The organism is Bacillus sp. DE0042, assembly GCF_007680225.1.
GTDB lineage: Bacteria > Bacillota > Bacilli > Bacillales > Bacillaceae_G > Bacillus_A > Bacillus_A wiedmannii.
Map to the genome: position 1 here is coordinate 1 of NZ_VEJP01000001.1, position 26495 is coordinate 26495.

The following is a 26495-nucleotide window of genomic DNA, read 5'->3' on the forward strand; positions in this document are numbered from 1 at the left end:
ATGCATAATTGGAAAATTACTGGCGTGAATACACATTCTTCAGAGCATAAGGCTGTAGTGGATCTTGTAAATAAAGGAATTTTAGAAATTCCAAAAACTGAAGATGGAAAATATACAAATATAGCATCTATAAATACTAAAGATTCAATTACAAAAGAAGAGATTGTAGCACTCTCACAAAAAGCTAATATTAATCCAAATCAGTTTAATCATGTAAAAAGAAAAGGTGAATTTTACAAAAAACTTAGTAGGATAATTAAATAAATATAAAATAGATAGCTTTCGTGCAAAAAACTATTAAATTTGGACATACCATTATCCTAAAAAAAGTTTGTGATTGGTATGGAAATATAAAGAATCAACGATAAAAAGTCCCCTGGATCATTAAACAAATCCGGGGGATTTTTTATTTGAATAATTTTGGTTTTATTTCTTACTATGCATATTTATAATATGCTTTAAAAGAACATACCTTGAGCTAATAACATGCAATAGATGTGTCCTTTACTATATTTAAATGGGAGACAAATTAAAGATATTTTTGACAAAATAAAAAAGCCTGAAACTCATATGAGACTTCAGCTATCTCATGATGTTACAATCCATGTAGCTATATACATAACAACATTATATTAAAAAATCTAAATTGTAGATGCGCTGCCTCACTAAAGTATTTATATACTATATATATCATAAAACAAAACACGCACTTTCTTTTTCTTGTTTATCAAGGTCATTAGTATTCATTTGATCCATCTTTATCCTAAATCAACTTCATGTCCGAAATATAAGTTTAAATAAGTAATATAAATTATAAGATGTCCTATAATAATTGTTATTTTAATAGCATTAAACCTACTCTTAAAATAGTAAAGAGTGGGTTTTTATGTTGTTATTTAGATGTAAGGGTACTTTGATTAGAATGAATATAGATAATTAACAACTAACCAATTGGATGAGCGCCTAAAAGAGCTCTGTTTTATTGAAATTAATATACATATATGTGTCGTTCTTTATTTATATCATCGACCACATATATGTAATTTTGCATAATGTTACATAAATTGTGTATTTTCTCTTTTTTCCGACAGGAATAGACAGTATACTTTGTACAAGCTTTCTATTTCAAAAATTATACGAGGTGAAAAAATGAAAAACAAAAAGACATTAACTAAGGTAGCATTAACAACAGGCTTAGCTTTAACAGCTGTAGCACCATACGGAGTAGGTCATGCTGAGGAAACAGATCAACTACAAGTTCAAATTCAGGAAGAATCGTTCCGTTCAGGTGAACTTACACAACCGTCACAAAAGGCACCAGAGAATGTAGTAAAAGATGCTCTTAAGGAGAAAACAGAACAAGCTCTTTCTCCAAAGCAAGTCAATGGAGAAACAGGAGTAGATTATAAAGTTCTTCAAAAACGTGGTTCATATGATGGAACTACACTTGTACGTATACAGCAAACATACGAAGGAAAAGAAGTATATGGCCATCAATTAACTGCACACGTAGATAATAACGGTGTTATTAAAAGTGTTTCAGGCGATAGCGCGCAAAATTTAAAACAAGAAGAATTGAAAAAACCTATTAATCTATCAAAAGATGAAGCAAAACAATATATTTATACGAAGTACGGGAACGATATCAATTTTATTTCTGAGCCAGAAGTTAAAGAAGTTATTTTTGTTGATGAAAATAATGGACAAGCTAGCAATGCATACCAGGTTACATTTGAAGCTGCAACACCAAAATATGTTTCCGGAACTTATTTAGTAAATGCACAAAATGGTGATATGTTAAAAAATATGGTACAAGAATCTAACTTAAAAGCAAGTGAAAAACTAGTTGGAGCATTAAAGAAAAGTAAAAAAAGCAATCTTACATCATTAACTGGAACAGGAAAAGATGATTTAGGTATATCACGTACATTTGGAATCTCTCAACAAAGTAATGGCAAATATGCTCTTGCTGATTATACAAGAGGGCAAGGAATTGAAACATATGATGTGAATTATAGAGACATTACTAAAGAAGAAAGCTATTATCCTGGTACATTAGCAACTAGTACTTCGACAACATTTAACGATCCAAAAGCAGTAAGTGCTCATTACTTAGCAACAAAAGTATTTGATTTTTATAAAGATAAATACAAGCGTAATAGCTTTGATAATAAGGGACAAAAGGTAGTTTCAGTTGTACATGCTTGGGATTCTGGAGATACGAATGATCCGAAAAATTGGCAGAATGCATTAAGTGCGAATAATGGAAGTATGCTTGTATACGGAGATCCTATCGTTAAAGCTTACGACGTAGCTGGCCATGAATTTACACATGCAGTTACTTCTAGCGAATCTAATCTTGAATATTACGGTGAATCTGGTGCGATTAATGAGGCGCTATCTGATATTATGGGAACATCTATTGAGAAATACGTAAATAATGGAAGCTTTAACTGGACGATGGGAGAACAAACTGGATCTGTTTTCCGTGATATGGAAAACCCGGCTTCTGTTCCATCTTCACTTGGAGTACCTTATCCAGATGATTACAGTGAATTTAACGATTTTAATGGATGGGATCAAGGTGGCGTTCATTTTAATTCAAGTATTATTAATAAAATTGCATATCTCATTGCAAAAGGTGGAACTCATAACGGTGTAACTGTTAAAGGGATTGGTGAAGATAAAATGTTTGATATCTTCTATTATGCAAATACAGATGAGTTAAACATGACTTCTAATTTCAAAGAATTGAGATCAGCATGTATTCGAGTGGCAACTAATAAATATGGAGCAAATACTGCTGAAGTTCAAGCAGTTCAAAAGGCATTTGATGCAGCGAAAATTAAGTAAGTTAGAAATATAGTTTTCATTCATATATTATTACATTATGAAAAACAGCTACTGTCATTTTAAAGATAGTAGCTGTTTTTTATACAGCAATGTATGATTGAAAATACACTTAATAAGCAATAATTAGGTTGTCTATCTTTATGAAGTTACGACACATATATAAGGTTTAAAGTATATAAAAACAGAAAATTAATAATATATTGACCTCTTAATAGAAAGTGCTATAAAATGAAAGCGATAACAAACGATTGCTTTAAAATGATTTCCCTGATCTTTTAGTATTTACAAATATATGTAGACATAAATAAATCTATTTTTTTAAACATTAATGCAAACGTTTTCGCATTAAAAAGTTCATGGAAATCCATATGTAAAAATTGCCAATATGGGGGGGGGATAAAAGAGATTTCTAGATTAATTTAAGTAGTGTAATTTAGTACGAACATATTAAATCGTGCGTACTATTTAAAGAAAGGGTGTATGTGGTGCAAATGATAAAAAGATTAATTAACAAATCAGTTTTATTACTTACTATAATCGTTATGTTATCCTCTGTTTTCTCTTTTCAAAGTGTAAAGGCAGTTTCAAATTCGAAAACAACTGAAGTTATCATTCATTACAAAGAACAGTCTGGAAATACAAAGGATTGGAACCTTTGGTTATGGGGAGAAAATGCGAATGGTAAATCATATGAATTTACTGGTGAAGATGAATTTGGAAAGTACGCTAAGATTAATATAGATGATGACTATGATCGTGTAGGATTTATCATTCGTACGAATGAGTGGGAAAAAGATGGTGGCGATCGTTGGATTGAAAATATAAAGGACGGTCGTGCTGAAGTCTGGATTCTTTCTGGTGATGAAAAAGTATATAATTCTAAGCCTTCTTCGGATCTATCAATTCAAAAAGCAACGATTGATAGTTTTAATGAAATTACTGTAACGACTAATGTCCCGTTTCATATTAAAGAACGGAATATTGAAATTGAAGGCATTAAAATTAAGGATATTAGTCCTTATGATATAAACAGTGGAGATATTACTAATAAGGTAAAAATAATTACAGAACAGAAAATTGATTTAAAACAGACATACAAAGTTAAAATAGAAAACGTTGCTGATACGAATACTGAAATCGGTAAAGTCATTCGTAGCGAAGAGTTTGATAAATTATTTTATTATAGTGGTAACGATTTAGGTAATATATATACGCCTCAGCATACGAAGTTCCGTGTATGGGCTCCTACTGCGAGTGAAGCGAAGTTAGTTACATATAAAAAATGGAACGATAAAATAGGTACTGAAATAAACATGCAACAAGGTGAAAAAGGAACTTGGAAAGCAGAACTTAAAGGGAACCAAAAAGGGCTCTATTATACGTATAAGGTGAAAATTGGTGATAAGTGGACTGAAGCAGTTGATCCGTATGCACGCGCTGCTTCTGTAAATGGAGATAAAGGTGCAATTGTTGATATAGAAGAAACAAATCCGAAAAAATGGAAGGCAAACAAAAAGCCGGAATTTAAAAATCCGGAAGATGCTATTATTTATGAATTGCATGTACGTGATCTTTCTATTCAGCCCGAAAGCGGTATTAAACAGAAAGGAAAATATTTAGGGGTAACAGAAAAAGGAACAAGAGGTCCTGAAGGTGTGAAAACAGGCCTTGATCATATGAAAGATCTTGGTGTTACGCACGTGCAGCTTTTACCGATATTTGATTATGCATCAGTAAATGAAGAGAATTTAAACGAACCACAATATAACTGGGGATATGATCCGAAAAATTTCAACGTTCCAGAAGGATCCTATTCTACAAATCCATATGAGCCAACTGTTCGAATAACTGAATTAAAGCAAATGATTCAAACACTGCATGATAATAATCTTCGTGTTGTAATGGATGTAGTATATAACCACATGTATAATGCTGCTGAATCTAATTTTCATAAGTTAGTTCCAGGTTATTATTACCGTTACAATGAAGATGGAACATTTGCAAATGGAACCGGAGTAGGCAATGATACAGCTTCAGAACGAAAAATGATGAGAAAATTTATGGTGGATTCGGTCACATATTGGGCAAAAGAATATAATTTAGACGGATTCCGTTTTGATTTAATGGGTATCCATGATTATGAAACAATGAATGAAATACGTAATGCTGTTAATCAAATTGATCCTTCTATTATACTGCATGGAGAAGGTTGGGATTTAAATACACCTCTTGCAGCTGAGTTGAAAGCAAATCAAAAAAATGCGGAGAAAATGAAAGGGATTGCTCATTTTAACGATAATATACGTGATGGATTGAAAGGTAGTGTATTTGAGGAGAAGGAAAATGGATTTGTAAATGGAAAGGACGACATGGAAGACCGTATTAAAAAAGGGATTACGGCAGGCATTGACTACGATATAAATTCGTCTACTTATCAAGATCCAGAGCAGGTACTCACTTATGTGGAAGCACATGATAATCATACATTATGGGACAAACTTGAGTTGACTAATCCAGGTGACAGTGAAGAAGTGCGAAAACAAATGCACAAATTGTCTTCTTCAATTTTATTAACATCACAAGGTATTCCATTCTTACATGCAGGACAAGAGTTTATGCGCACGAAATATGGTGATCATAACAGTTACAAATCTCCAGATTCAATTAACCAGATGGACTGGTTGCGCCGTGCAGCATTTAATAATGAGGTAGAATATATGATGGGCTTAATAGATTTACGCAAAAAGTACTCAGCTTTTCGAATGACATCTGCAGAACAAATAAAAAAACATATAGCTTTTATGGATACTCCCAAAAATGTTGTGGCTTATTCAATAAATGGAAAGGGCAATGGGAATAAAAATGAATACTTTATAGTGACTCACAATGCAAATAGAGAAACCATTGACATAACGCTTCCATCGAAAGGGCCTTGGAAAGTACTAGTAGACGGTAAACAGGCAGGTAGTAAAACACTTTACGTTGTCCATGATAATAAAATTAAAGTTCCCGCATTAAGTTCATTAGTTTTAAAAACAGAGAAACCGATTAAATAAATGCAAAAAGCGAAGTGAAGGTTGTTTTTACTTCGCTTTTAAAGTTAAAGTAATATAATTTCACGTACTGTAATTTTATTACAATTCAATAAACAAAAAGAGAAGAACTCACCAAAGTTCTTCTCTTTTTTATGTGTAATTAGGGTTTACATAATTGTAGATATAAGAGTTTTTGAAAATAGCTAAAGGCAAGACGATGAACCAATTTACAAAGTGACAAGAAAATGACAAAACTGTAAGAATGCATGAATGTTTGTAAGAAAGTTCGATGTTTTCCTTTTTCTTTTTTTATTAAAGTAAAAAAGAAGAAAGCGGTGTCATAAGAGGTTGATATTTTTAGGTGCGTACAATAACCAAAACTATTCATGTAATGAAGGTATATGGCAATCAGTAAAACACCTTACTAAAAAGGAGGGATTTGAAAATGACATTTTCTCAATTCAATATTGATATTTTTCGAGCAATTAATGATTTAGGTAAACAATATTCATTCCTAAACTCAACCATGGTATTTTTGGCAGAGTATATGGTATATATTTTTGCTTTAATTATTTTAGCTTATTGGTTTACTGGGCCCAGAAAAAGTAGGATGATGGTTATTCAAGCGATGACTGCTTTTGTAATTGCTGAGGTGATTGGAAAAATAACGGGGAAATTTCATCTAAATTATCAACCGTTTGCAGTATTGCCTGATGTGAATAAACTTGTCGACCATGCTGTAGATAATTCATTTCCTAGTGACCATACGATTCTCTTTTTTTCAATTTGTTTTTCGTTTTGGCTTATTCGTACAAAAACTGGATGGTTATGGCTTATACTTGCATTTTGTGTAGCGATTTCCCGTATTTGGGTAGGGGTTCATTATCCTTTTGATGTTGCAATAGGGGCTTTAATAGGATGTGTTTCAGCATTGTTTTCTTATTGGTTAGTACCAAAATTTTCTTTTATCACTCAATTGCTTACTCTATATGAAAGAGTAGAGAAACATGTTTTACCATCCAAAAACAATTCAAAGGAATTTTGAGTATACAAGTATAAAAAAGACGTTATCCTTTCTGTAGAATTATAGGAAAGGATAACGTCTTTTTCGTTTTATCGATATTGCAAAATATTAGATTGATAGTGATATATCGGGACCCCGTAGTTAAATATAAGTTTGTTCAATTTTATCCAACCATTCAAAATAGCTTATTTTTTTGTTTTGGAGGTATAGGTTGATGGGCATGTGGTACTACCCCATATAAGAGAACATTAACTTACTTATATTTTTATTAAAAGGTGCACCTTTTAAAATGACATGATTTCTTTGAGAAACATAAAAAATCACATATAGATATTCAGATAGGGTTCTCTATGTTTATTGCATAGAAATTACACAATAAATATTTTTTTATGTTACATACATTAAATTAAGCTTAATTTTCTCTTTTTCTATAAGTCCTTTAAATAGACAAACTTCTTACCAATATTCAAAACTGATTATATTTTGGGTTGTTTTTTTGGTTTTTTAGTTTTTCTTGACTAAGCCAATGAATAACTACACATAAACTCCTTATATCTCTAGATAAACTACCGATTAACTCCATTTAAACTCTAGATAATCTATATAGAATACGAGTTATCAAGGAGGTAAGAAAAATGAATTTTATGAAACGTGCAATTCTCAGTATGAAAAAAAGGATAGGAACATCATTAATTTTGATGGCAGTTTTTCTGATTGTTACAAATTTGGTTCTTTCAGGGTTCACAATCCAAAATGCATCAAAAAAAGCTGCGGATGCTGCAAGAAAAAAACTAGGTGCAGATGTTACTTTAAGTCTTGATTTTGACAAATTAGGTCAACAAGCTCGGGAAACTGGAGAGATGCCTAATCCACCGAAGCTTAACACAAAAGAAACAGATCAATTAGCGAAGTCCAAGCATGTAAAAGACTATAATTACATAGCTAACACTTTCGGTATTTCTGATGGACTTAAACTAGTAGGAGCTTCAGAAGGAGAAGAAGAAGGAAAAGGTAAAGCGGGAATGGCGGCTGTGCGAGGCGGTTCAAGCTCTGGTACAGAAATAGATATGAATGCTTCTTTTATGATTGAGGGGGTTCGCAAGACTGCATTACAAGAAAGCTTTAAAAACGGAAAAAGTAAAATCATTGATGGAAAACCAATTTCAGAGCAAATGAAGAATCAGAATGTAGCTTTAATGGAAAAACGATTAGCGGAAGTAAACAATTTGAAAGTAGGAGACAAAGTTAAAGTGCAATCAGGAGATAAGAAGGAAACCCTTGAGGTTGAAATTATCGGTATTTACGAAACAAATGAGCAAGCAATGGGTCAACAGGCTCCTCCTATTATGGATCCAGCTAATAAACTATATATGCCGCATTCAACTATGAAAAAATTAGAAGTAGACCAAGGTATAAGTAGTGTTCAAGTCGTGTATTTCTTGAATGATCCACAATATATTGATGCATTTAAAAAAGAAGCAAAAAAATCTAATATTGATTTTAATTATTATAAATTAGATGCGCATGATTCATTGTACAAGCAAATGATTGGTCCTATCGAAAATATCTCTTCGACTTCTCAAATGATTATTTATATTGTATCGATTGCAGGTGCGATTATTTTAGGATTAATCATTATGCTATCAATTAAAGGACGTCGTAAGGAAATGGGGATTCTGTTATCTATTGGAGAGAAAAAGTGGAAACTGATGGCACAGTTCGTAGTAGAAGTAGTATGTATCGCTATTTTAGCATTTGGAGTATCCATAACAACAGGAGCCAAAGTTTCTCAATTTATAGGGGATAATTTACTTTCGAGTGAAATTGCTACAACAAGCGAAGAAACGGACACCATGCGAAATAATAGTACTGTAATGATGTCTGGACCTGGTGGTACTCTACAAAATCAAAAAGAAGATCCAATTGATAAAATTGATGTAAGTGTAACAGGAGAAGATGTAGGGAAAATGGGGGGGATTGGACTAGCTATTGCTATAATAGCAACGCTTCTTCCAGCATTATCAATTCTACGTTTAAATCCAAAACAAATTCTTTTAAAAGATGAATAAGGAGGAATAATATGGAAACAATTTTACAATTTAAAAATTTGGATTATTTTTATGAAAGTAATGGAAAAAATGTAGCGATACTAGACAATGTTAACTTTTCTTTTCAAAAAGGGCATTTCTACACGATTTTAGGACCATCTGGATCTGGTAAAACGACAACGTTAAGTTTAGGTTGTGGACTAGATGTCCCTAAAAATGGTTATGTACTGTATAATGGCAAAGATATTAGAAAAATTGGTTTGGATCGATACCGTAATCAAAATGTATCTGTAATTTTCCAATCTTATAACTTAATTACCTATATGACAGCTCTTCAAAACGTCTTAACAGCAATGGAAATTACAGGTGTTAAAGTGAAAAATAAGACGGTAAGGGCATTAGAGTTATTAGAGAAAGTAGGACTCACAGAAGCTGAAGCGAAACGAAACGTCTTGCAACTAAGTGGTGGGCAACAACAGCGTGTAGCAATTGCTCGAGCACTATCTTGTAATGTTGATTTACTGATTGCAGATGAGCCGACAGGAAACCTCGACGAGGAAACCACAATGGATATAATAGAACTGTTTCAAGAACTTGCACATAAAGAGAATAAATGCATTATTGTTGTGACGCACTCACAGGAAGTTGCTAAAAAATCAGATCGTGCAGTGTATTTAAGTAAGAAGAAGTTGGTCGTAAATGAAATCTAATATAAACATCGTAGCTGTTCAATTCACATAATTTTCAAAATGTAGCCCTTTCAAAAGCTTATATTTGATTGATAATAAAATCAAGCCATAATCAAAATGGTCTCCCTGTATTGAATGTTAAGATAGTTTGATGTTTCCTTTTTAACAATATTTGAAAAAGAACTTGTAGGATATTCTACAGGTTCTTTTTATTATAATTGGTTACTTATATCATGGGATAATTACACATAAAAAACGGGACATTACTTAGATGCATGATCTAAATATCGTCCCGTTTACCTATGTACCTGCATAGTTAATGCAGAATTAAACCTACAATCATAATTAAACTAAATACTATTATCCAACCAAACGCACAATAGCCGAAGATTCTAATCCATTTAGGTAATTGATTCATGTTAATTTTATTTGTGGGAACTCCTTGCATAGAAAACATCATTTTTTGATCTCTATCCCTATTATTTTGTTGTTCATACATAACATCATCACCTTTCTAGAACTATTGTGTTTATAGTATATCAGCCTGAAGAAAATTATGTACAGAATAGAAGGGGGTAGCTTACATCTTATGTGGTGAATTTTATAAATAAAGACGTTTAATTAGTCATGGCTCTAAGCACTAATCCTTTATAAATACTGAAAAAGAGCCCTACTTAAATAGGACTCTTTTTCTTCAAGTATTAACTTGCTGGATGTGCATCAGAACCAAGATAACGTTCTTTTAAAATTTGAATATGATGAAGCTCATGGCCAGCAATGATGTATGCTAATGCACGTACTGTAACTTCAGAATTGTTCGCATTTCCTCTTTGTAACCAAGCTTCTTTATCTAAGATTCTAAGTAAATACAGGGTAGATTGGCGAACAACTATTAAATTCTCAAGAAGAACTTGCATAGATTGCTTATCAAAAGCAGCTCTAAGAACATACATATCATCATTATAGCCTGGAAGTTCTGCGGTCTCGCCTCGAGCAATAGATAGCAATCGATACGCCATAATACGTTCTGTATCCGCTATATGACCGAGTACTTCTTTTATACTCCATTTAGTAGGACCATACCGAAAAAGTCCCTCACTATCAGAAATTCCCTTTAATAAAAGATTCGTTTTCTTCATTTGTTGTTCTAGAATATGTATGATATTTCCGTCTGATACCAAGTTAATATACGTTGCATAATAGGAGTTATATTCACTTATCTTTGGTCTTATTTGCATACGAATCATCCTTTATATTTAATTTTTACATATAGCTTATCATAAAAGAGTTCCAAATTAATCTGAAAGTTTGATTTCACATTAAATAGAAACAACAATGAATTTACAATGCGTATGTGTAAACACCTAAATAAGTTTGATATACAAATAGAGTCCCATATGAATAGGACCCTATTTCTCATTTTCTCTATACAGCTAAAGATTTGTTGGGGGTTTTTAAGTATTTTGTAAGTTTTCATAATAAATCGAAAGAGCTTGATTTCACATTAAATAACAAACATGAATAGGAATTTACATTTAATTCGCAGGATACTTCTCATTTACAAGATCTTCGATGTTATTTGCTTCTTTAATTTCTTTTGATGATAACCAATTTGTATTTCTTGTTCCAGACTTATTTTTTAAATTGATGTCAAAGTTTTTCGTATTTAGTTCTTCTTTAAGGATTGTGGTTACTTTGATTAAATCCTCAATTAAAGGGAGATTATTTTCAAATATAGTATTGGTGGTATTAATAACTAAAGTCACTATATATTTTCGATATTTTTCATCATCCGAACTTGAATACGTAATACCTTCAATTGAAAATCGATCGTTTTGCATTTCATGTAATTTTTCTTCTACTTTGGTCTGCGTTCTAATCCAATTTTTCCAGTATTCGTTTATTGGGTCTTTCATTGTGGATTTCATTGTTTGTAACAGTTCTTCTTTTGTTGTTACTCTTTGTACATTTTTAAAAGGTCCACCTAAAGATCTACCAGTATGATCTTTAATTTCTAGTTCTGTTATCTTTTTATTATTCTTCTGAATCAGTTGAAATAGGGCATATAAACGATCTAATTCTACGGAATCCAATTGGCTAAAGTCAATCTCGTTACTCATTTGCAAAGTTAATAGCAACTCATCTGTTGGGCTTCCTTCTTCTGGATTTTGATTATCCAACATATATTGCAGAACATTTTCATTTTCATTTTCCACGTACCCTAACTTTTTCATTTCTTCTAGAGTTGGTTGGAATTTCTGATATGCCTCATATGTTTTTTTTCCATATTTGTATTCATCACCTACTATATATGAATAGAGGAGGCCTTGTACCTTTACTCGAAATTTGAAATTTTTGTTGTTTTTTTCTTGCACAGTATGATAAGTATTACCACCATTATTTTCATTTATCGAGCTCCAATCTGTTACCACAATATCGATACCGTGTTTTTCTTTTATATATTCTTGTACCTCAGATTCATTTTCTTGATTACAACCACTTAAAAATATGAAATATACTACTAGTAATATTACATTTTTTATGCTTTTCATATAAGCACTCCCTACGTAAGAATTAATTCTTGAATGTGCAGCACAATGCAAAGCTGTCTTTTCCTTCGTCATTTACTCTAACTTTTATACAGTTTAAACTTTAAATGATTAGAGCCTTGATGTTTTTCGCCCATATCAGCCCGAACATTACTGTTTTGAAATACAGAAAATTGATTTGTTTTAATCTCTTTTTAAATTCTACAAGTATATGATTTATCAGGTTCATCTTTACACTGTATTTTCATATCGTAAGAACAATTGTACAATAAAAATTGATTATATTAATAAAATATCCCTTCCTTTAAATCGATACGGCGGAATTTATCAAAGAAAATGCTTCGTTCTACCAAATTTTCTTTACGATTAAATGCTTGATATTGCGATTGTAGAGGAAGATGAAAGGTTTTTAGGCATTCTTACCCACGCGAGAGTGAGTGAACTACTACAAGAAGCGTGGGGAGATAGGTACACACTAACCCTTGGGACAATGGAACATGAAGGTGCTCTACAACGGTTAACAAAAGCAATCAACAAATATACAACAATTAAAATTTAGTAATTATTGAACCCTAATAAGATTATACTTGCTACAAAAACAAACAAACTCGTCCTACTAAGAGGGGAGTTTGTTTGTTTGTTGTTTAGATAAAGGAATGTTCATGCAAAATTGCACACTATGTTCCATATTTTTTATAGAATACTTTATATTTAGCGTTTCAAGAATTTGTTTAACAATATATAGCCCCAAACCACTTCCACCAGTATTTCGATTCCTTGATTTTTCAATTCGATAAAATGGTTTGAAAATTTGTTGTATATCTTCATTTTTAATATTAACACCTGTATTTATAATTTGCATTTTGATTTGACCATTTTTAGAATCCTTACTGAACTTTATAAAGACTTTTTCATTATGTGGTGAATACATAACTGCATTATGGATAATATTTTTACATGCTTTTTCAAAAAGTACACGATCTGTATAAACAGAAAGGTCAGAGTCAATTTCTTTTATTATTTGGATGCTTTTTTGAGAAGCGAAAAATTCGAGATCTTTTGTGATTGTACCTATTAACTTTGAAAGATTAACTTCTTCTATTTTTAGTTTAAAAGTGTGTTGTTCTAACTTTGACATACTTAAAATTTCACGAACTAATTGTTCCATACTTTCAATAATTTGATGATTTTTCTTTAAATATTGATCACGATTTTGATAAGGACCAATATTGTATATCATCCCTTCTAAGTATCCTTTCATTACAGTAAGAGGGGACTTTAATTCATGTGCTACAATCGCAAAAAACTCTCTGCGTTTTGTTTCTATTTCTCTTTCTTTTTCAATATCATTTTTTAATTGTTCATTTGCTTTTTTTAAATCAAACATAGCTTGTTGTAAGTTAATAGACATGTCATTCAAACTATTAGATAATTCTCCTAACTCATCTGTGGAGCGAATCTCAATTTTTTCGGAGAAATCTAAATTTGCCATCTTTTGTGCACCCTCATTAATATAAATAAGTGGCTTTGTAATAAACCTGGAATAGAAATAAGCACTCCCTATACCAATTACGATCACAATGATACTAATATAGGGGAGAAAGCGCGCTAATACTTGCGAAGCTTCATCAATCGGTTGAAATGTTGCGAACACTACAAGCGTTAAACTACCATCTTGGAATTGAATTGGTTCCGTAACATTATATGAATTGCTAATGGTACCTGCATTCTCAAATCGTGCTGCTTTAGTAACTACTGTTGTTTGTGTACCACTTTGAATAAAAGAAAATGAAGGCGAGTAAATAATTATTCCTTCTTTATTTTGAAGCGAAAGCATCGCGTTATTTTTTTTTGCGTATTCATCAAAAAGTGGTATCGCATCTTGAAACGTAAGATCTTTGGATTTATCAATTATTTCTTTTATCCCTGTTTGAAGTTGATCTGTTTTGTATTGCTCATAAAACGTAGGGAGAAAGAAATATAAAGTTAAATAAATCAACACTGCAAAGGATAACAAAATGAGAGATGTAGTCATAAAGAGTTTATAAGTAATTTGCTTCATCTTCATGATTTTTACAATTCTATTCATCAATTTTATAACCAATACCCTTTATTGTTTTAATATAGGGGATAGCTAGTTTTTTACGTAGATTTTTAATATGTGTATCTATTATTCGTGTTTCTCCAAAATAATCGTATCCCCAAACTTTTTCTACGATATTTTCTCTTGTAAGTACTTTTCTTTCATTTTGAAATAGTAGTTGTAGAATTTCGAACTCTTTTGTCGTTAACAAAATTTCAACATCATTTACATATACTCTATATGCATCAACATCAATGCGCACTTCTTTAAATACCAAATAATTATTTACATTTTTATCATAACTTCTTCTAAGTACAGCTTCGACTCGTCTAATCAAAACATGAAACGAAAAGGGTTTTGTTATATAATCATCAATCCCAAGATCGAACCCTTTCATTTGATCTTCCTCTTCTTCTAACGCAGTTAGCATAATAATTGGTATGTTTGACTGACTTCGAATCATTTTAGCAACTTCAAATCCATTAAGATTGGGCATCATTACATCTAGAAGAACTAAATCAAAGGATTGCTTATTAAATTGTGTCATACCCTCTAGTCCATCTGAAGCAACTACCACTGTATACTGTTGTGTCATTAAAAATTGTTTAATTAATTCCTGAATTTCTTGATCGTCCTCAACCACGAGGATATGATAGTTTTTCATAATATCACCTCTGGTAGTCATTATAGCCGTACTATCTGTAGTTTATGTGGAGATACAGTAGGAAACTTCATAGGACGTTTAACGTATTAACTCCATTTTCAAGATTGTGTATTCTCCATAAAAAAGTATTATTACCCATATTCCTTTTTTATGGAGAAATATTTGTCTGCTTGAAAAAAATTATCATATAAAAAGCTGAACGATTAATATTTACAAAAAAATAATGTATAATAATGTAAATTGTATGTAGTTTTTTTAACTGTTTGAAAATATACTTTCGATACTTTACTAGAAGGGGAAAGGGAGATGAATTTAAATATAAAAGAAGCCAGCGAAATTCTAGAGCGTACGCCACAAAATTTTTAGTTTTTTTGCTAATTTAGTAAAGGCCTAAGGTGCGAACAAGGGATTATTAAATCATGTGAGAAAGGTTGTGAAATTATTTGATGGGTTATAAAGCGATGCTGTTTGATTTAGATGATACGTTACTTGATAGGGATAAGGCAGTAGATAAATTGTTTTTATTTGTTTTAGAAAAGTGTTATGAGGATGTTAGTGATACAGTCAAAAACAATATGTTACAGAAATTCAAAGAATACGATAAAAGGGAATACGGCATTAGTGATAAAACGATAGTTTTAGAATCATTATTTAATGAATTCGCGCCGAAATATAGATTGCCACACAATTATATCCAAGATTTTTGGAATGAAAATTTCCCTAAATGTTTTTCAATAGACCAAAATACTATTCATTTCTTAAATCATATAAAGAGGCACTTTAAAATTGGAATTATAACAAATGGCTCAACGCATAGACAAAAAGCTAAAATAATTAACACGAATTTAAACAATTACTTTGATACTATCATTATCTCTGAAGAAGTGGGACTTAGTAAACCTGATAAACGTATATTCGAACTATCATTAAATAAGCTAAATGTACAACCGGAAAATACTTTATTTGTTGGGGATGACTTAGAAAAGGATATTGCTGGTTGTCAAAATGCAAATATAAAGGGCGTATGGTTTAACCCTCAGATAATCAAGAACACTGCCGAAATACAACCGTATGCCGAGATTAATACTTTGGATAGTTTGTTGAGTTATGTTAAACCACAATATTTTTATAACAAGTAAAACCAATCTCGATATTTAATAATTTCATTGACCGTATTAGTACTATAAATAATCTATATTTGAAATAAAAAGAGGCTATTTTATTCGCTGTATCTAATTTGAACTATGATTAATATGAAGAGCTGCAATACAAATTTACTCATACTGTGTAAGTAATAAAGGGGTGGGACTATGGAAATAAAGAAATTAGTTATCGATGGAATAAATATTGCGGTCATAAAAAATGATAAAGTACTAATATCCGATGTTCAAACTGCGTTGGATCTTATGGCAACAGTTCAATATGAAGTAGATGCGAAACATATTATTATCGACAAATCATTAATAAGTGAAAAGTTCTTTGACTTAAAAACACGCCTTGCGGGTGATATTCTTCAAAAGTTTATAAACTACAAGGTAAAGATTGCTATTATTGGAGATTTCTCTATGTATACGAGTAAAAGCTTAAAGGATTTTATTTATGAATGTAATAAAGGGAAAGACATTTTTTACTTAGCAACTGAACAACAAGCAATTGAAAAACTAAGTACATTGAAGCATTAATAATACCATAGTAAAATCTCCCTCTTTTTCATGTCGCTTATTATTTACAACATATAAGAACTGATGTTTGTGGTAAACTAAGAGATGAATAAAGGGGGAGTTTTCTTGTACAATTTTAATGATACAATCCGAAATTTAAACAATTTAGTTTACAAACCTAACAATTTAATGCTTACTAATCTAAAAGAAGAAAAGCAAAACGCAGAATATGTAGGATGTTTATTTCACTTAAATAACAAAACTATCCGTTTTAGAGTATCAAAAATTACGCCTAATAAAATTGGTCAATTTGTTTCTTTTTGGGAGAAAGATGACAATATGCAAAATCAAGCTTTTTCTTATAACGCTGCTCCTGAACTATTAGTTATCACTTGTATAAATGATAATAAACTAGGGCAATTTATTTTCCCTAAAGAAATTCTTCTTAAAGAAAAAATATTAAAAACGCAAAGTCAAAAAGGGAAGATGGCTATGAGAGTTTATCCAATTTGGGATACCCCTGTTAGCAACCAAGCTAAAAAGAGCCAAATATGGCAACTTCAATATTTTGTTGATTTAAGCGATCATAATAATTTACCTATAGATAAACTATTAAATTTGTATTTGTAGCTTCTTTTTTTAAGTAATCTTGTGAGTTAGACTTTTTGTACCGGTACAGTTAAACGAAATGTACATTGTTTCAGTACCCCATCAAATTTACAATTAGCATATACTATAGTAACTTATAAAATTTAAGGGGTGCTGCCTATGACAAGTCTACAACATAAGCTTTTTACAAGATTGAAGCTTGCAAACCGTGCTGAAATGAAGTTTGAAGAATTAAATACAATTCTCTTTGCATTTGCGCACACTATACCATTTGAGAATTTAGATGTTATAGCACGTAATGCAAATACAATTACTATGGAAAATTTACAGAATAAAATTTCAACTACATCCCGCGGCGGACTTTGTTATGAATTAAATACTCTTTTTTACTACTTTTTAAAAGATTGTGGTTATGATGTACAACTTGCCCTTGGTACTGTATATAAAAATGATATAAACGCATGGGCACTTGAGGATGGACATATAACGATTATTTTAAATTATGCTAACGAACGATACTTAATTGATGTAGGTATTGCTTCATTAGTACCTCTAGTCCCTGTACCTTTTACTGGCAAGTCTGTTTCTTCTAAAAATGGTACGTATCGAGTGAGACGAAAAGATACGAGTAAAGGGAATTACGTTCTAGAAAGAAAAGATATTAACGGTGAGTGGAAAGTTTGCCATGCTTTTTATAATCGTATGATTGATGAGGCAGTAGTGAATGATGTTCAAAAAAGAGTAATAGAAGATGAGAAATCTATTTTCAATAAAGGACCCATTGCGGTCAAATTAACAGACTCTGGCCATGTCTCTTTAACGAATACAAGTTTAACTGAAATGATTCATGGTGAAAAAACGAAACGTGAAATTACAGAAGATCAATATAGAGAGCTTTTATATACTTTATTTGCAATTGAGTTATGATAAAACAAATAGCCGGTTCTTATTCAGAAACGGCTATTATATTAATTTTGATTTAAAATAACTATTAAAGTTTAATTTTCTTAATAGATATAATACACTAGAACGGTATGAAAAAGTATGTACAATGAATTTTGAATGTAAAGGAAGATTTTCATGTCAATTATTGATAAATTGAAACTTAATAAGTATACAAATATGGTCGTAATTCATGAACCTAGTGATTATGACATTTTTACAGGGAAAGAAACTGCATTTTCAAAAGAACACGATGCTATTTTTATTTTTGTAGAAACACTTGATGAAATGGTGAAACAAACGAATTATATTATTAGTAATGAAGAATTACTAATTGAAAAAGGCTACATATTCTTCGCGTATCCGAAAAAAGGTAATTCTCGTTACAGTACGTTTATTCACCGTGATGAAATGTTTCCAGCATTAAACGTTGGCGAAGATGGGTATGTAGGACAGAGTGATATTAAATTTGCACGAATGGTAAGTATGGACGACGTCTTTACTGTTGTAGGTTTAAAGCGCGAAAAGAAAAAAGAGAAGAAAACGCCTGCTATGAGTCAATGTGTTGCCGATTATGCAAATCGTATTAAAGATGTTGAAGCACTATTGGCTAATCATCCAAATGAACTTACGTTTTATCAAAGTTTAACACCTGGATATCAAAAAGATTGGGCACGTAATTTATTTTCTGTAAAACAAGAAAAAACACGCGATAAACGTCTTGAGAAAATGATTGAAATCCTTTCACAAGGCTATAAAACAATTGAATTATTCCGTAAGAAGAAACAATAACGATAAGGAAAGTCACAATGATGCAACAATTAATTACACTTAGCACATTGAAAAAAGAATTCCTTTCAGTATACTAAATTATGTTCATATATTTAAATAATTAGCAAAAGAGAAAAGGTGTTTGAAATGAAATCGTATATTGTAGTTGGAGCTGGGATTTTAGGAGCGTCTACTGCTTATCATCTTGCTAAAGCAGGTGCGAACGTTACTATCGTGGATCGCCAACAATTAGGTCAAGCAACTGATGCAGCGGCTGGTATTGTATGTCCTTGGCTTTCACAGCGTCGTAATAAAGCATGGTATAAAATCGTTAAAGGCGGTGCACGTTACTATTCTTCGTTAATCCAACAATTAGAAGAAGACGGTGAAACGGATACAGGTTACAACCGTGTAGGTGCAATTAGTTTACATACTGACGAAAAAAAACTAGATCAAATGGAAGAACGCGCTTATAAACGACGTGAAGATGCACCAGAGATTGGAGAAATTACACGTTTATCAGCTGAAGAAACGAAAAGATTATTCCCAGCATTATCAGAAGAATACAGTTCTGTTCATATTAGTGGCGCTGCACGAGTAAATGGAAGATCATTACGTAACGCATTAATAAGTGCTGCGAAAAAACATGGTGCTACTTTTATAAAAGGAGATGCTGTATTAGTTCGTGAAGGGAATCGTATTATTGGAGTTACAGTAAACGACGAAACAATTGTAGCAGAAAAGGTAATTGTAACTGCAGGCGCATGGGCGAATGAAATCTTGAATCCATTAGGAATTAATTTCTTAGTTACATTCCAAAAAGGACAAATTGTTCATTTACAAATTGAAAATACAGCAACAGAAAATATGCCAGTTGTTATGCCGCCAAACGATCAATACATTTTAACATTTGACAATGGTCATGTCGTAATTGGAGCTACCCATGAAAACGAAACTGGCTTCGATCATCGAGTAACAGCAGGTGGTTTACATGAAGTATTTCATAAAGCATTAACAGTTGCGCCTGGTTTAGAAGATGGTACTATGCTTGAAACGAGAGTTGGATTTAGACCATTTACACCAGGATTCTTACCTGTTATTGGGCCACTGCCTAACTTTGAAGGTATTCTCATTGCGAACGGATTAGGTGCTTCAGGTTTAACTGCCGGTCCATATTTAGGGTCAGAGTTAGCTAAACTAGCACTCGGACAAACAATTGAATTAGATTTAAACGATTATGACGTTGCGGGTGCAATTGAATAATAAAAAAGATTAGGATTCGCTCCTAATCTTTTTTATTTGGGGTAGCACGATATACCCATCAAGCTAATATTTTTAATTACTCCCATAAAAAAATTATGCATCGTTGACTACAGATAAGATGGTTATGTTAATTGAAGACAATTGATTTTAATCGCGAAATTTATATAAAAAAGATAAAATGGAAGAGTCTTTGAAATATTTAGATGAAAAAGTGGGCGAGATAATATAATTGGGGTACAGCCGAGATACGTGTAAAAATAGGTCATAGACTTATATTTATTTCCATATATAAAATCAGCTTTTTATTAATTATTAGGGGTCACCATACATCGCCATCAAATTAAGGAGACGATTTTCCCGAAAAATGGAAAAACGTTTGCAATAAGACTTATAATGAAACAGTGTTTTAATAAAGGAGTTGTATAAAATGAATGAAAAAAAAGATACAGAAATAAAACGCTCTTCAAAAGCAGAAAACATTCTATCTCAGATCAATAGTAAAACTAAGCTAGGCAACTTACGAAAAATCGCGAAGGACATTAAAAAAGATCACGAACTAGCTATGGAACTTTGGTCAACCGAAGAGTTTTTGCCTAGGCTATTAGCAATCTTAATTATGGACAAAAAACTTCTTTCACAAGATGTGCTAAATAAGCTTGATAAGGATATGCAGACTCACACTTTTGATGAGCGAAATAACTTAATGGATTGGTTAATGGCTAATCAGCTCACCAAAGACAAGCAGAAAATTGCATTGATGGAGTCATGGGAAAATAGTCCTTCTGCTCTTCAAAGGCGAGCTTTTTGGTATTATCAAGGGCGATTGAGATGGACTGGACAAACACCGCCTGATAACACCGCAGACTTGCTATCTGCATTAGAAGCTAATATTACGCAGGAAGAACCGGAAGTTCAATGGGCTATGAACTTCACCGCAGGCTGGATAGGCGTTTATGATGAAAAGAATCGTGCACGTTGTATTAAACTTGGTGAGAAAACAGGTCTTTACAAAGATGTAATAGTAGCAAAAGGATGTACTCCCAGCTATTTGCCGGATTTCATTACGATTGAAGTTAACAAACGACATAATGATTAAGTTACCTTTGAATAATTTATTAGGGTTTAATGCAAAAAAATAAAGGATTTTAATGCCTCGATAATTGTATTATTTCTATAATACTATGCATCTCAATAATGTATAGTATTATAGAAATGAGTAATATAAAAAGAGATTGAATGACACATATTAATCATTAAGAAAGGGACGATCACAATGACGAAAGTATCTTATAGTGGTTTAAAATACGGGAAAAGTGATGTGGAAATAAAATTATTGGTGGATATACAAAATGATTGGTTTGAGGTAACACATACCAAGGAAGTGTCTCAAGTAATAAATAAATCAACAGGGAAATATATTATAGTAAATCGAAATACCTTGAAATGTGAGTTTGTTTCATAATACAAAGAAACTGTGAAACAACTAAATTTTAAACAACTGACTATATCAGTCTCTTTATAGTTTGATCAGATAACAATATTCTATATGAAAATAGCGAAATAGAATATTGTTTTCGCAAAATACTGGTAAGATGATTTTTATACATAAACAATGTCCGCTAATGATGTGTTATGTTAACCTCATATGAATATGATATACGTATTACATTTTATCTATATTAGGGTAAGGGCAACTGTCATACAATGTAGATAGCATCATGAATTATAGGGGAGATGAAAATGAAAAAAATTTATAGTTAGTTATTTAGTATGTCTCATATTTTTTTCTATACTTACACCTAATTGGGAATTAGAAAAATTAAAAACCTTGCTGCATATGAAGTGTAGCAAAGTTTTTGAAGGTGTTTAATTCTTATTTAACTAACGGCTTTGTTAGCTAATACTGTAATTGTTTTAATAACCTCTTGTTTAATTCCCACAACGCTGTTTTGTTACTATCCCATTTCAACAGCATTACTGCTTCTTCAAAGCATAACCATTTATAATTGAAGTGTTCTTTGGATAATGAAATATTTTTTGTAGGAACTTTAACTCCAAAAGAAAACTCTTTTATTACATAAACATCTTCTCCCCAAAGAAACTCCCCAACTACGTCCTCTACAGGTAGTGAAGACACAGAATCTAATTTTATATAGGGATATTCTCTTAAAATACCAGCCTCTTCAAATGATTCCCGTTTTGCTGATTCAATTGGAGTCTCACCATCTTCTCCACCACCAGCTATTCCTTGCCAATAACCATAATCACTTCGGTTAAAAATAGCATATTGAATAGAATCATCAGTTATTATATAAGGAAATATTAATACTTGATATGGCGCTCTCATTGCATAACCTCTTCCCGAAGATAAGCTTTAAATAAACATGAATAATTGTTAATTATTATATGGAGTGGGTGTTCTTTTGAATAAAAACACAACTGATAAAATAAAGATTACGGCCTTCAAACTCCCCCAATATGGATAAACAACATGATCTGTTAAACTAGCATATTGAAAAATATTTTCTATACCGAAAATGCCTATTATGACTGCTAAGAGAAAAGTGGCTTTTCCAATAGTACTATTACGATAGAGGGTAAATAAGTATATTGCATATATAAGTGGTACGATGATTTGTAGTAAGATTGCCATGGATTGTCCCCCTAATTTATATTTTCTACTTATATTATACCAATAAATGTAACAAAAAGGAATATAAGTTAATTGATGCTAAGCAGAAAACAGACTTGTACGAGCAGAGATATTACGACTTCACATCTATAGTTTTGATACTAATTGAACTACTCTAATCATATTCTTCTATTAAAAAGAATAAAAGGGGTGTAAAGTTAATTGACAAACGTTAAGGTTCGTTTACGGCCCATCGTTCATAACATAAATTTACCAACTGTAATAAAAACAACTATACTTCCAGGTGAATCGACCGAAAGACTATTTATCGCAACCCAATTAGGAGAGGTTTTTTACATAGGAGACGGAGATATAAAGACATTTTTAAATATTCGTCACCGAATTATTAAATTAGGCACATTTGAAGAAGGTGTTTCTAGTAGCGGTTATGATGAACGCGGGTTGCTCGGACTGGCGTTTCATCCGCAATTTAATCATAACGGCTTATTTTATCTTCATTATTCAGTAGCCGGCACTCAAGGACCAGGTGCGCTTTCAGAACAATTTAAACCGAATCCTTGTGACCCGAAAACTTTAAATTTAAAGTGGACAAATAGAGATACTCAATATGATCATATTGATACAGTTGAAGAATGGATTTTACAATCAAATGGTAAACCTCAAAAACGAAGAACTTTACTTAATATAAGAAGACCATTTTTTAATCATAACGGCGTAAATAGCTTAAACTTTTCACCTGAGACTGGAAAACTTATTTTTACTAATGGAGATGGCGGTTCGGGCTATGATCCATTTAATTTAAGCCAGGATGATTTAGAAGTAGCGGGTAAAATAATTGAAATTGATGTAAGTAAAAATACATTCATAAACAATCCTCCAGTAGTTACACGTTTTAATGAACTTCCTCTATCTATTCAAGAAACTCTTACAGTAATTGCAAAAGGCATACGTAATATAACAGGTATTTCATTTCAAAGATTGTATAATCAATATATCAAATATGCCGGAAACGTCGGACAAGATATTGTAGAGTCTATTTTTTCTTTTGTTCTATATAAACCAATACCAGTTACCGAAATCGTTCAAACCCATTTAATGAGAGATACTCCTGATCAATATGGATTTATTAATTTTGGCTGGAGAGGGTGGGAAGGAGAATTACCTACTTCTTTTATAAGGCACTGTTCTGAGAATCCAACTTTAGATGAGAGAATAATGGCTTATTATAATGAAACTATAGAAACATCAGTGCAGCGTATACAGCCTCTCATTAGTTATTATCATAAAGATTCCAGACCAGATAAATTTGACGGAACTTCACTTACTGGAGTTCAACCGTATATGGGAACTGCAATCCCTAGTTTAACGGGTAGTATCATGTTTACTGATCTTGCTAAGAAAGAAAAAACGCAGTCTTTAGTAAAAGGTGCGTTAGCATATTCTAGAGCTGGTACGCATGGTAAACATACTGACTTTCATGTTATTGAAACCCATTATGATTTCGGTGAGCAGGCAGCTTATTATATGAGTTTAGGAACAAATTTAGATCAGACTAGATTATATTTAGGAGTTTACGGTTCTATGAAAGTAACTGACTTTAACAAAGGTACTATTTTTGAAATCGTTCCTTAATATGATACACACTCTCAGAATCATTCATTATATAATCGTCCATTGCATAATTAGATATCTTTAGGGGGATTTTGATGAATCACTTTAGCAACTATTGGTATCAACTGATGATCGCGCATGATGCGAATTTTGTTCATAAAAGAAAGAGGACGCCAGCAAAGAGGTTAGTCATTACAGCGTTACTCGGTTCACTTGCTGCTATTTTTCAATCTGCCGGGAACTTAATCCCTGGTATCGGCTTATTTATTAGTCCTTTTGCGACGCTGCCTATATTTTTCGCTATTTGTTATTCTACTCGCACGGGAATACTTTCTTACATTCTTACTATTCTCCTATTATTTATTATTGAGCCAAGCGAACTAATTGTCTTTCCTTTTACTACAGGTTTATTAGGTATAGTGTTAGGAGTATCCTTTATACAATTCAAGAGAAGGATTTGGATTGTTTCCTTTTCGGCGATATGTTTACTTATAGGAATTATGGTCGTTCTTGATATCTTTCGATTTCCTGTATTAGGTCCTACTGTTCATACAACTTTGGATATAAAAATTATTCTATCAATATTTATTCTGAGCTTTCTATACTGCTGGATCTATGCAGGCATTTGTAGAATAATGTTGAATAGAGTATATAAAGTATGGTCTTAACAATTTCTCATATATTTTTAAAGATTGGAGATTTAAGTCGTGTATAACGTTAAAGTTAGAAGGCCAAATTCGGATGATTTAGATGAACTAAATATGTTTTTTCGTCTTGTTATTACTGATACATTTAAAAATGAAGGGTTATCACAGTTATTAGATGACTTAGAAAATGAAATTAAAACGAAAAAACAGTATTTGAAAAATGATTTGGAGAGTAACGGAGAAAATCGTTACTTTTTATTAGCAGTTGATACAAGTAACGATAAAATCATTGGAACAATTGAAATCGGTCCAGCGAGTACATTGATTAATAGTTGTACAGGTGGTGTATTTAAAGATTTATATGAAATAGGAACAGTATTTGTACTACCTGAATATCAACGAAATGGCATAGGCAAGTTATTACTTAATGCAATGTATATTACGTTACTTAGCAGAGGAATAACTGAATACTGTTTAGACAGTGGATACAAAAAAGCACAAAGTATATGGACGAATAAGTTTGGAGAGCCTAGTTATGTATTAAAGGATTATTGGGGAGAATCAAGTGATCATATGATTTGGAAGAAGAGTTTACATGATACTCCTATAATATTTGAATTATAAAATGAAATATGCCTCTGAACGTAGCTTTTCTTACATATGTATGCTATTATTTATCTTTATAATAAAAGAGGACGTGAATGAACTTGATTAAAATTAATATTCCTGAAGCTGATGTTTCAATTACTGAACGTAAACAAGTTATTAAAGGAGACGAGCCAATAATTACTCCAATTAACGGTTTTATCGATTTCCACTTGTTCCCTAGAGATAAAGGCGGCATTTTTATGTTTTACAATATTAATGACGAACTTCTTTTCGTAGGTAAAGCTCGTAAAATTAGACAACGTATTAAAAAGCATTTTGAAGACAATGTTTCACCAATTAAAAATCACCGTGATGAAGTATACCGCATTGATGCATGTATCGTAGAAGATCCAACAGAAAGAGAAATTTACGAAACATATATCATTAATGAATACAAAGCAAAATATAACGTTGATAAAGTGTTCTATAAATAAGTAACAAAAAAACAATCCTAGCGCATATACTGGGATTGTTTTTTATTTAAATTTAATCCTCATATTTTTCTCCTTTTTTTAAATGATTAGCAACAACAAAACAGCATACACCTATACATATAAGTACAATGCCAATTGATTTATGCTTTCCCTCAAAGAAAGGAATATCAGAAATAACATTTGTCATACATAACCCTATAAACACAAGGATAGGTCCTGCCCACAGTAATACATTACCGAATTTCGTATGTTGCCACATAGTAACCCTCTTCACTTCTTTTTACATATATATCCATAAAATGAAAGTAAAT

The 26495-nt window shown here is 31.7% G+C and carries 25 protein-coding genes and 1 pseudogene; 18 read left to right on the top strand and 8 right to left on the bottom strand.

The genetic code is table 11. From position 1 onward, the window contains the following. From FS802_RS00005 to FS802_RS00035, 6 genes and pseudogenes are all read left to right on the top strand, one after another. A pseudogene (locus tag FS802_RS00005) lies at positions 1 to 264 on the top strand (bifunctional metallophosphatase/5'-nucleotidase); the annotation flags it as partial. 885 nt (positions 265 to 1149) lie between these two features. Continuing rightward, the gene (locus FS802_RS00010; RefSeq protein ID WP_098653968.1) at positions 1150 to 2853 is read left to right on the top strand and encodes a M4 family metallopeptidase; all 1704 of its coding nucleotides are present in this window, start codon (positions 1150 to 1152) and stop codon (positions 2851 to 2853) included. Positions 2854 to 3338: 485 nt separating this feature from the next. Continuing rightward, a complete protein-coding gene (pulA, locus tag FS802_RS00015; protein WP_098720432.1) occupies positions 3339 to 5909 on the top strand; it encodes a type I pullulanase in 2571 nt (856 codons plus the stop codon). A 424-nt stretch (positions 5910 to 6333) separates the two neighbouring features. Further along, positions 6334 to 6933 carry an undecaprenyl-diphosphatase gene (locus FS802_RS00025; protein ID WP_098653971.1) on the top strand — a complete coding sequence of 200 codons (600 nt, stop codon included), beginning with the start codon at positions 6334 to 6336 and terminating at the stop codon, positions 6931 to 6933. Between the two features lie 614 nt (positions 6934 to 7547). Next, entirely contained in the window at positions 7548 to 8981 is a 1434-nt protein-coding gene (locus FS802_RS00030) for an ABC transporter permease (RefSeq protein WP_144524686.1), read from the top strand. A gap of 11 nt (positions 8982 to 8992) precedes the next feature. Further along, positions 8993 to 9670: an ABC transporter ATP-binding protein gene (locus FS802_RS00035; RefSeq protein WP_098653973.1), complete on the top strand. Its 678-nt coding sequence runs from the start codon at positions 8993 to 8995 to the stop codon at positions 9668 to 9670. Positions 9671 to 9965: 295 nt separating this feature from the next. On the opposite strand, the gene FS802_RS00040 is transcribed toward FS802_RS00035, so the two are convergent. The 5 genes from FS802_RS00040 to FS802_RS00060 form a co-directional block, all read right to left on the bottom strand. After that, on the bottom strand, positions 9966 to 10148 hold the full coding sequence (locus FS802_RS00040; protein ID WP_098653974.1) for a hypothetical protein: 183 nt from the start codon (positions 10146 to 10148) through the stop codon (positions 9966 to 9968). Between the two features lie 202 nt (positions 10149 to 10350). Then, entirely contained in the window at positions 10351 to 10887 is a 537-nt protein-coding gene (locus tag FS802_RS00045) for a DinB family protein (protein WP_098707566.1), read from the bottom strand. A 297-nt stretch (positions 10888 to 11184) separates the two neighbouring features. After that, complete coding sequence (locus FS802_RS00050) at positions 11185 to 12201, bottom strand: hypothetical protein (protein ID WP_098653976.1); 1017 nt, start codon at positions 12199 to 12201, stop codon at positions 11185 to 11187. A gap of 613 nt (positions 12202 to 12814) precedes the next feature. Beyond that, positions 12815 to 14287 carry a sensor histidine kinase gene (locus FS802_RS00055; protein WP_144524688.1) on the bottom strand — a complete coding sequence of 491 codons (1473 nt, stop codon included), beginning with the start codon at positions 14285 to 14287 and terminating at the stop codon, positions 12815 to 12817. Beyond that, the gene (locus FS802_RS00060; protein ID WP_000800743.1) at positions 14280 to 14945 is read right to left on the bottom strand and encodes a response regulator transcription factor; all 666 of its coding nucleotides are present in this window, start codon (positions 14943 to 14945) and stop codon (positions 14280 to 14282) included. Before FS802_RS00060 ends, FS802_RS00055 begins: the two co-directional genes overlap by 8 nt. Positions 14946 to 15391: 446 nt before the next feature. Here FS802_RS00060 and FS802_RS00065 point away from each other — a divergent pair, with 446 nt between their 5' ends. The 8 genes from FS802_RS00065 (at position 15392) to FS802_RS00100 (ending at position 21653) form a co-directional block, all read left to right on the top strand. After that, positions 15392 to 16084: an HAD family hydrolase gene (locus tag FS802_RS00065; protein WP_141547119.1), complete on the top strand. Its 693-nt coding sequence runs from the start codon at positions 15392 to 15394 to the stop codon at positions 16082 to 16084. A gap of 171 nt (positions 16085 to 16255) precedes the next feature. Beyond that, positions 16256 to 16627: a DUF4180 domain-containing protein gene (locus FS802_RS00070; protein ID WP_000403433.1), complete on the top strand. Its 372-nt coding sequence runs from the start codon at positions 16256 to 16258 to the stop codon at positions 16625 to 16627. A gap of 84 nt (positions 16628 to 16711) precedes the next feature. After that, positions 16712 to 17236 (top strand): MepB family protein, encoded by a 525-nt coding sequence (locus FS802_RS00075; RefSeq protein ID WP_078183525.1) that lies wholly within the window; start codon positions 16712 to 16714, stop codon positions 17234 to 17236. 138 nt (positions 17237 to 17374) lie between these two features. Next, complete coding sequence (locus tag FS802_RS00080) at positions 17375 to 18142, top strand: arylamine N-acetyltransferase family protein (RefSeq protein ID WP_098653981.1); 768 nt, start codon at positions 17375 to 17377, stop codon at positions 18140 to 18142. A 153-nt stretch (positions 18143 to 18295) separates the two neighbouring features. Then, positions 18296 to 18949 (top strand): YdeI/OmpD-associated family protein, encoded by a 654-nt coding sequence (locus tag FS802_RS00085; protein ID WP_098720428.1) that lies wholly within the window; start codon positions 18296 to 18298, stop codon positions 18947 to 18949. A 126-nt stretch (positions 18950 to 19075) separates the two neighbouring features. Next, on the top strand, positions 19076 to 20191 hold the full coding sequence (locus tag FS802_RS00090; RefSeq protein ID WP_098654057.1) for an NAD(P)/FAD-dependent oxidoreductase: 1116 nt from the start codon (positions 19076 to 19078) through the stop codon (positions 20189 to 20191). A 427-nt stretch (positions 20192 to 20618) separates the two neighbouring features. Further along, positions 20619 to 21287, top strand: coding sequence for a DNA alkylation repair protein (locus FS802_RS00095; RefSeq protein ID WP_098653983.1), 669 nt, complete (start codon positions 20619 to 20621; stop codon positions 21285 to 21287). 177 nt (positions 21288 to 21464) lie between these two features. After that, a complete protein-coding gene (locus tag FS802_RS00100; RefSeq protein WP_000170114.1) occupies positions 21465 to 21653 on the top strand; it encodes a hypothetical protein in 189 nt (62 codons plus the stop codon). A gap of 435 nt (positions 21654 to 22088) precedes the next feature. Here FS802_RS00100 and FS802_RS00105 read toward each other — a convergent pair whose 3' ends face one another. Beyond that, positions 22089 to 22538, bottom strand: a complete 450-nt coding sequence (locus FS802_RS00105) for an NUDIX hydrolase (RefSeq protein ID WP_098707563.1) — start codon at positions 22536 to 22538, stop codon at positions 22089 to 22091. A gap of 48 nt (positions 22539 to 22586) precedes the next feature. Next, positions 22587 to 22844 carry a hypothetical protein gene (locus FS802_RS00110; protein ID WP_098720427.1) on the bottom strand — a complete coding sequence of 86 codons (258 nt, stop codon included), beginning with the start codon at positions 22842 to 22844 and terminating at the stop codon, positions 22587 to 22589. A gap of 201 nt (positions 22845 to 23045) precedes the next feature. On the opposite strand from FS802_RS00110, the gene FS802_RS00115 reads away from it, so the two are divergent. The 4 genes from FS802_RS00115 to FS802_RS00130 all read left to right on the top strand — a co-directional run bounded on the left by FS802_RS00115 (position 23046) and on the right by FS802_RS00130 (position 26184). Next, positions 23046 to 24476, top strand: coding sequence for a PQQ-dependent sugar dehydrogenase (locus FS802_RS00115; protein WP_098720426.1), 1431 nt, complete (start codon positions 23046 to 23048; stop codon positions 24474 to 24476). Positions 24477 to 24550: 74 nt separating this feature from the next. Further along, the gene (locus FS802_RS00120; RefSeq protein ID WP_001015346.1) at positions 24551 to 25123 is read left to right on the top strand and encodes a YybS family protein; all 573 of its coding nucleotides are present in this window, start codon (positions 24551 to 24553) and stop codon (positions 25121 to 25123) included. 39 nt (positions 25124 to 25162) lie between these two features. Beyond that, entirely contained in the window at positions 25163 to 25726 is a 564-nt protein-coding gene (locus tag FS802_RS00125; protein WP_000282956.1) for a GNAT family N-acetyltransferase, read from the top strand. 77 nt (positions 25727 to 25803) lie between these two features. Further along, positions 25804 to 26184: a nucleotide excision repair endonuclease gene (locus tag FS802_RS00130; protein ID WP_001048941.1), complete on the top strand. Its 381-nt coding sequence runs from the start codon at positions 25804 to 25806 to the stop codon at positions 26182 to 26184. 52 nt (positions 26185 to 26236) lie between these two features. Here the strand turns inward: FS802_RS00130 and FS802_RS00135 are convergent, their stop codons facing one another. Next, positions 26237 to 26443 (bottom strand): hypothetical protein, encoded by a 207-nt coding sequence (locus FS802_RS00135; protein ID WP_000267714.1) that lies wholly within the window; start codon positions 26441 to 26443, stop codon positions 26237 to 26239. Positions 26444 to 26495: the final 52 nt, after the last annotated feature.

Excerpts from the sequence above, each read along its gene's own strand:
- FS802_RS00010 (WP_098653968.1), top strand. The coding sequence starts at position 1,150 with ATGAAAAACAAAAAGACATTAACTAAGGTAGCATTAACAACAGGCTTA.
- FS802_RS00025 (WP_098653971.1), top strand. The coding sequence starts at position 6,334 with ATGACATTTTCTCAATTCAATATTGATATTTTTCGAGCAATTAATGAT.
- FS802_RS00030 (WP_144524686.1), top strand. The coding sequence starts at position 7,548 with ATGAATTTTATGAAACGTGCAATTCTCAGTATGAAAAAAAGGATAGGA.
- FS802_RS00035 (WP_098653973.1), top strand. The coding sequence starts at position 8,993 with ATGGAAACAATTTTACAATTTAAAAATTTGGATTATTTTTATGAAAGT.
- FS802_RS00040 (WP_098653974.1), bottom strand. The coding sequence starts at position 10,148 with ATGTATGAACAACAAAATAATAGGGATAGAGATCAAAAAATGATGTTT.
- FS802_RS00045 (WP_098707566.1), bottom strand. The coding sequence starts at position 10,887 with ATGCAAATAAGACCAAAGATAAGTGAATATAACTCCTATTATGCAACG.
- FS802_RS00050 (WP_098653976.1), bottom strand. The coding sequence starts at position 12,201 with ATGAAAAGCATAAAAAATGTAATATTACTAGTAGTATATTTCATATTT.
- FS802_RS00055 (WP_144524688.1), bottom strand. The coding sequence starts at position 14,287 with ATGAATAGAATTGTAAAAATCATGAAGATGAAGCAAATTACTTATAAA.
- FS802_RS00060 (WP_000800743.1), bottom strand. The coding sequence starts at position 14,945 with ATGAAAAACTATCATATCCTCGTGGTTGAGGACGATCAAGAAATTCAG.
- FS802_RS00065 (WP_141547119.1), top strand. The coding sequence starts at position 15,392 with ATGGGTTATAAAGCGATGCTGTTTGATTTAGATGATACGTTACTTGAT.
- FS802_RS00070 (WP_000403433.1), top strand. The coding sequence starts at position 16,256 with ATGGAAATAAAGAAATTAGTTATCGATGGAATAAATATTGCGGTCATA.
- FS802_RS00075 (WP_078183525.1), top strand. The coding sequence starts at position 16,712 with ATGAATAAAGGGGGAGTTTTCTTGTACAATTTTAATGATACAATCCGA.
- FS802_RS00080 (WP_098653981.1), top strand. The coding sequence starts at position 17,375 with ATGACAAGTCTACAACATAAGCTTTTTACAAGATTGAAGCTTGCAAAC.
- FS802_RS00085 (WP_098720428.1), top strand. The coding sequence starts at position 18,296 with ATGTCAATTATTGATAAATTGAAACTTAATAAGTATACAAATATGGTC.
- FS802_RS00090 (WP_098654057.1), top strand. The coding sequence starts at position 19,076 with ATGAAATCGTATATTGTAGTTGGAGCTGGGATTTTAGGAGCGTCTACT.
- FS802_RS00095 (WP_098653983.1), top strand. The coding sequence starts at position 20,619 with ATGAATGAAAAAAAAGATACAGAAATAAAACGCTCTTCAAAAGCAGAA.
- FS802_RS00100 (WP_000170114.1), top strand. The coding sequence starts at position 21,465 with ATGACGAAAGTATCTTATAGTGGTTTAAAATACGGGAAAAGTGATGTG.
- FS802_RS00105 (WP_098707563.1), bottom strand. The coding sequence starts at position 22,538 with ATGAGAGCGCCATATCAAGTATTAATATTTCCTTATATAATAACTGAT.
- FS802_RS00110 (WP_098720427.1), bottom strand. The coding sequence starts at position 22,844 with ATGGCAATCTTACTACAAATCATCGTACCACTTATATATGCAATATAC.
- FS802_RS00120 (WP_001015346.1), top strand. The coding sequence starts at position 24,551 with ATGAATCACTTTAGCAACTATTGGTATCAACTGATGATCGCGCATGAT.
- FS802_RS00130 (WP_001048941.1), top strand. The coding sequence starts at position 25,804 with ATGAACTTGATTAAAATTAATATTCCTGAAGCTGATGTTTCAATTACT.
- FS802_RS00135 (WP_000267714.1), bottom strand. The coding sequence starts at position 26,443 with ATGTGGCAACATACGAAATTCGGTAATGTATTACTGTGGGCAGGACCT.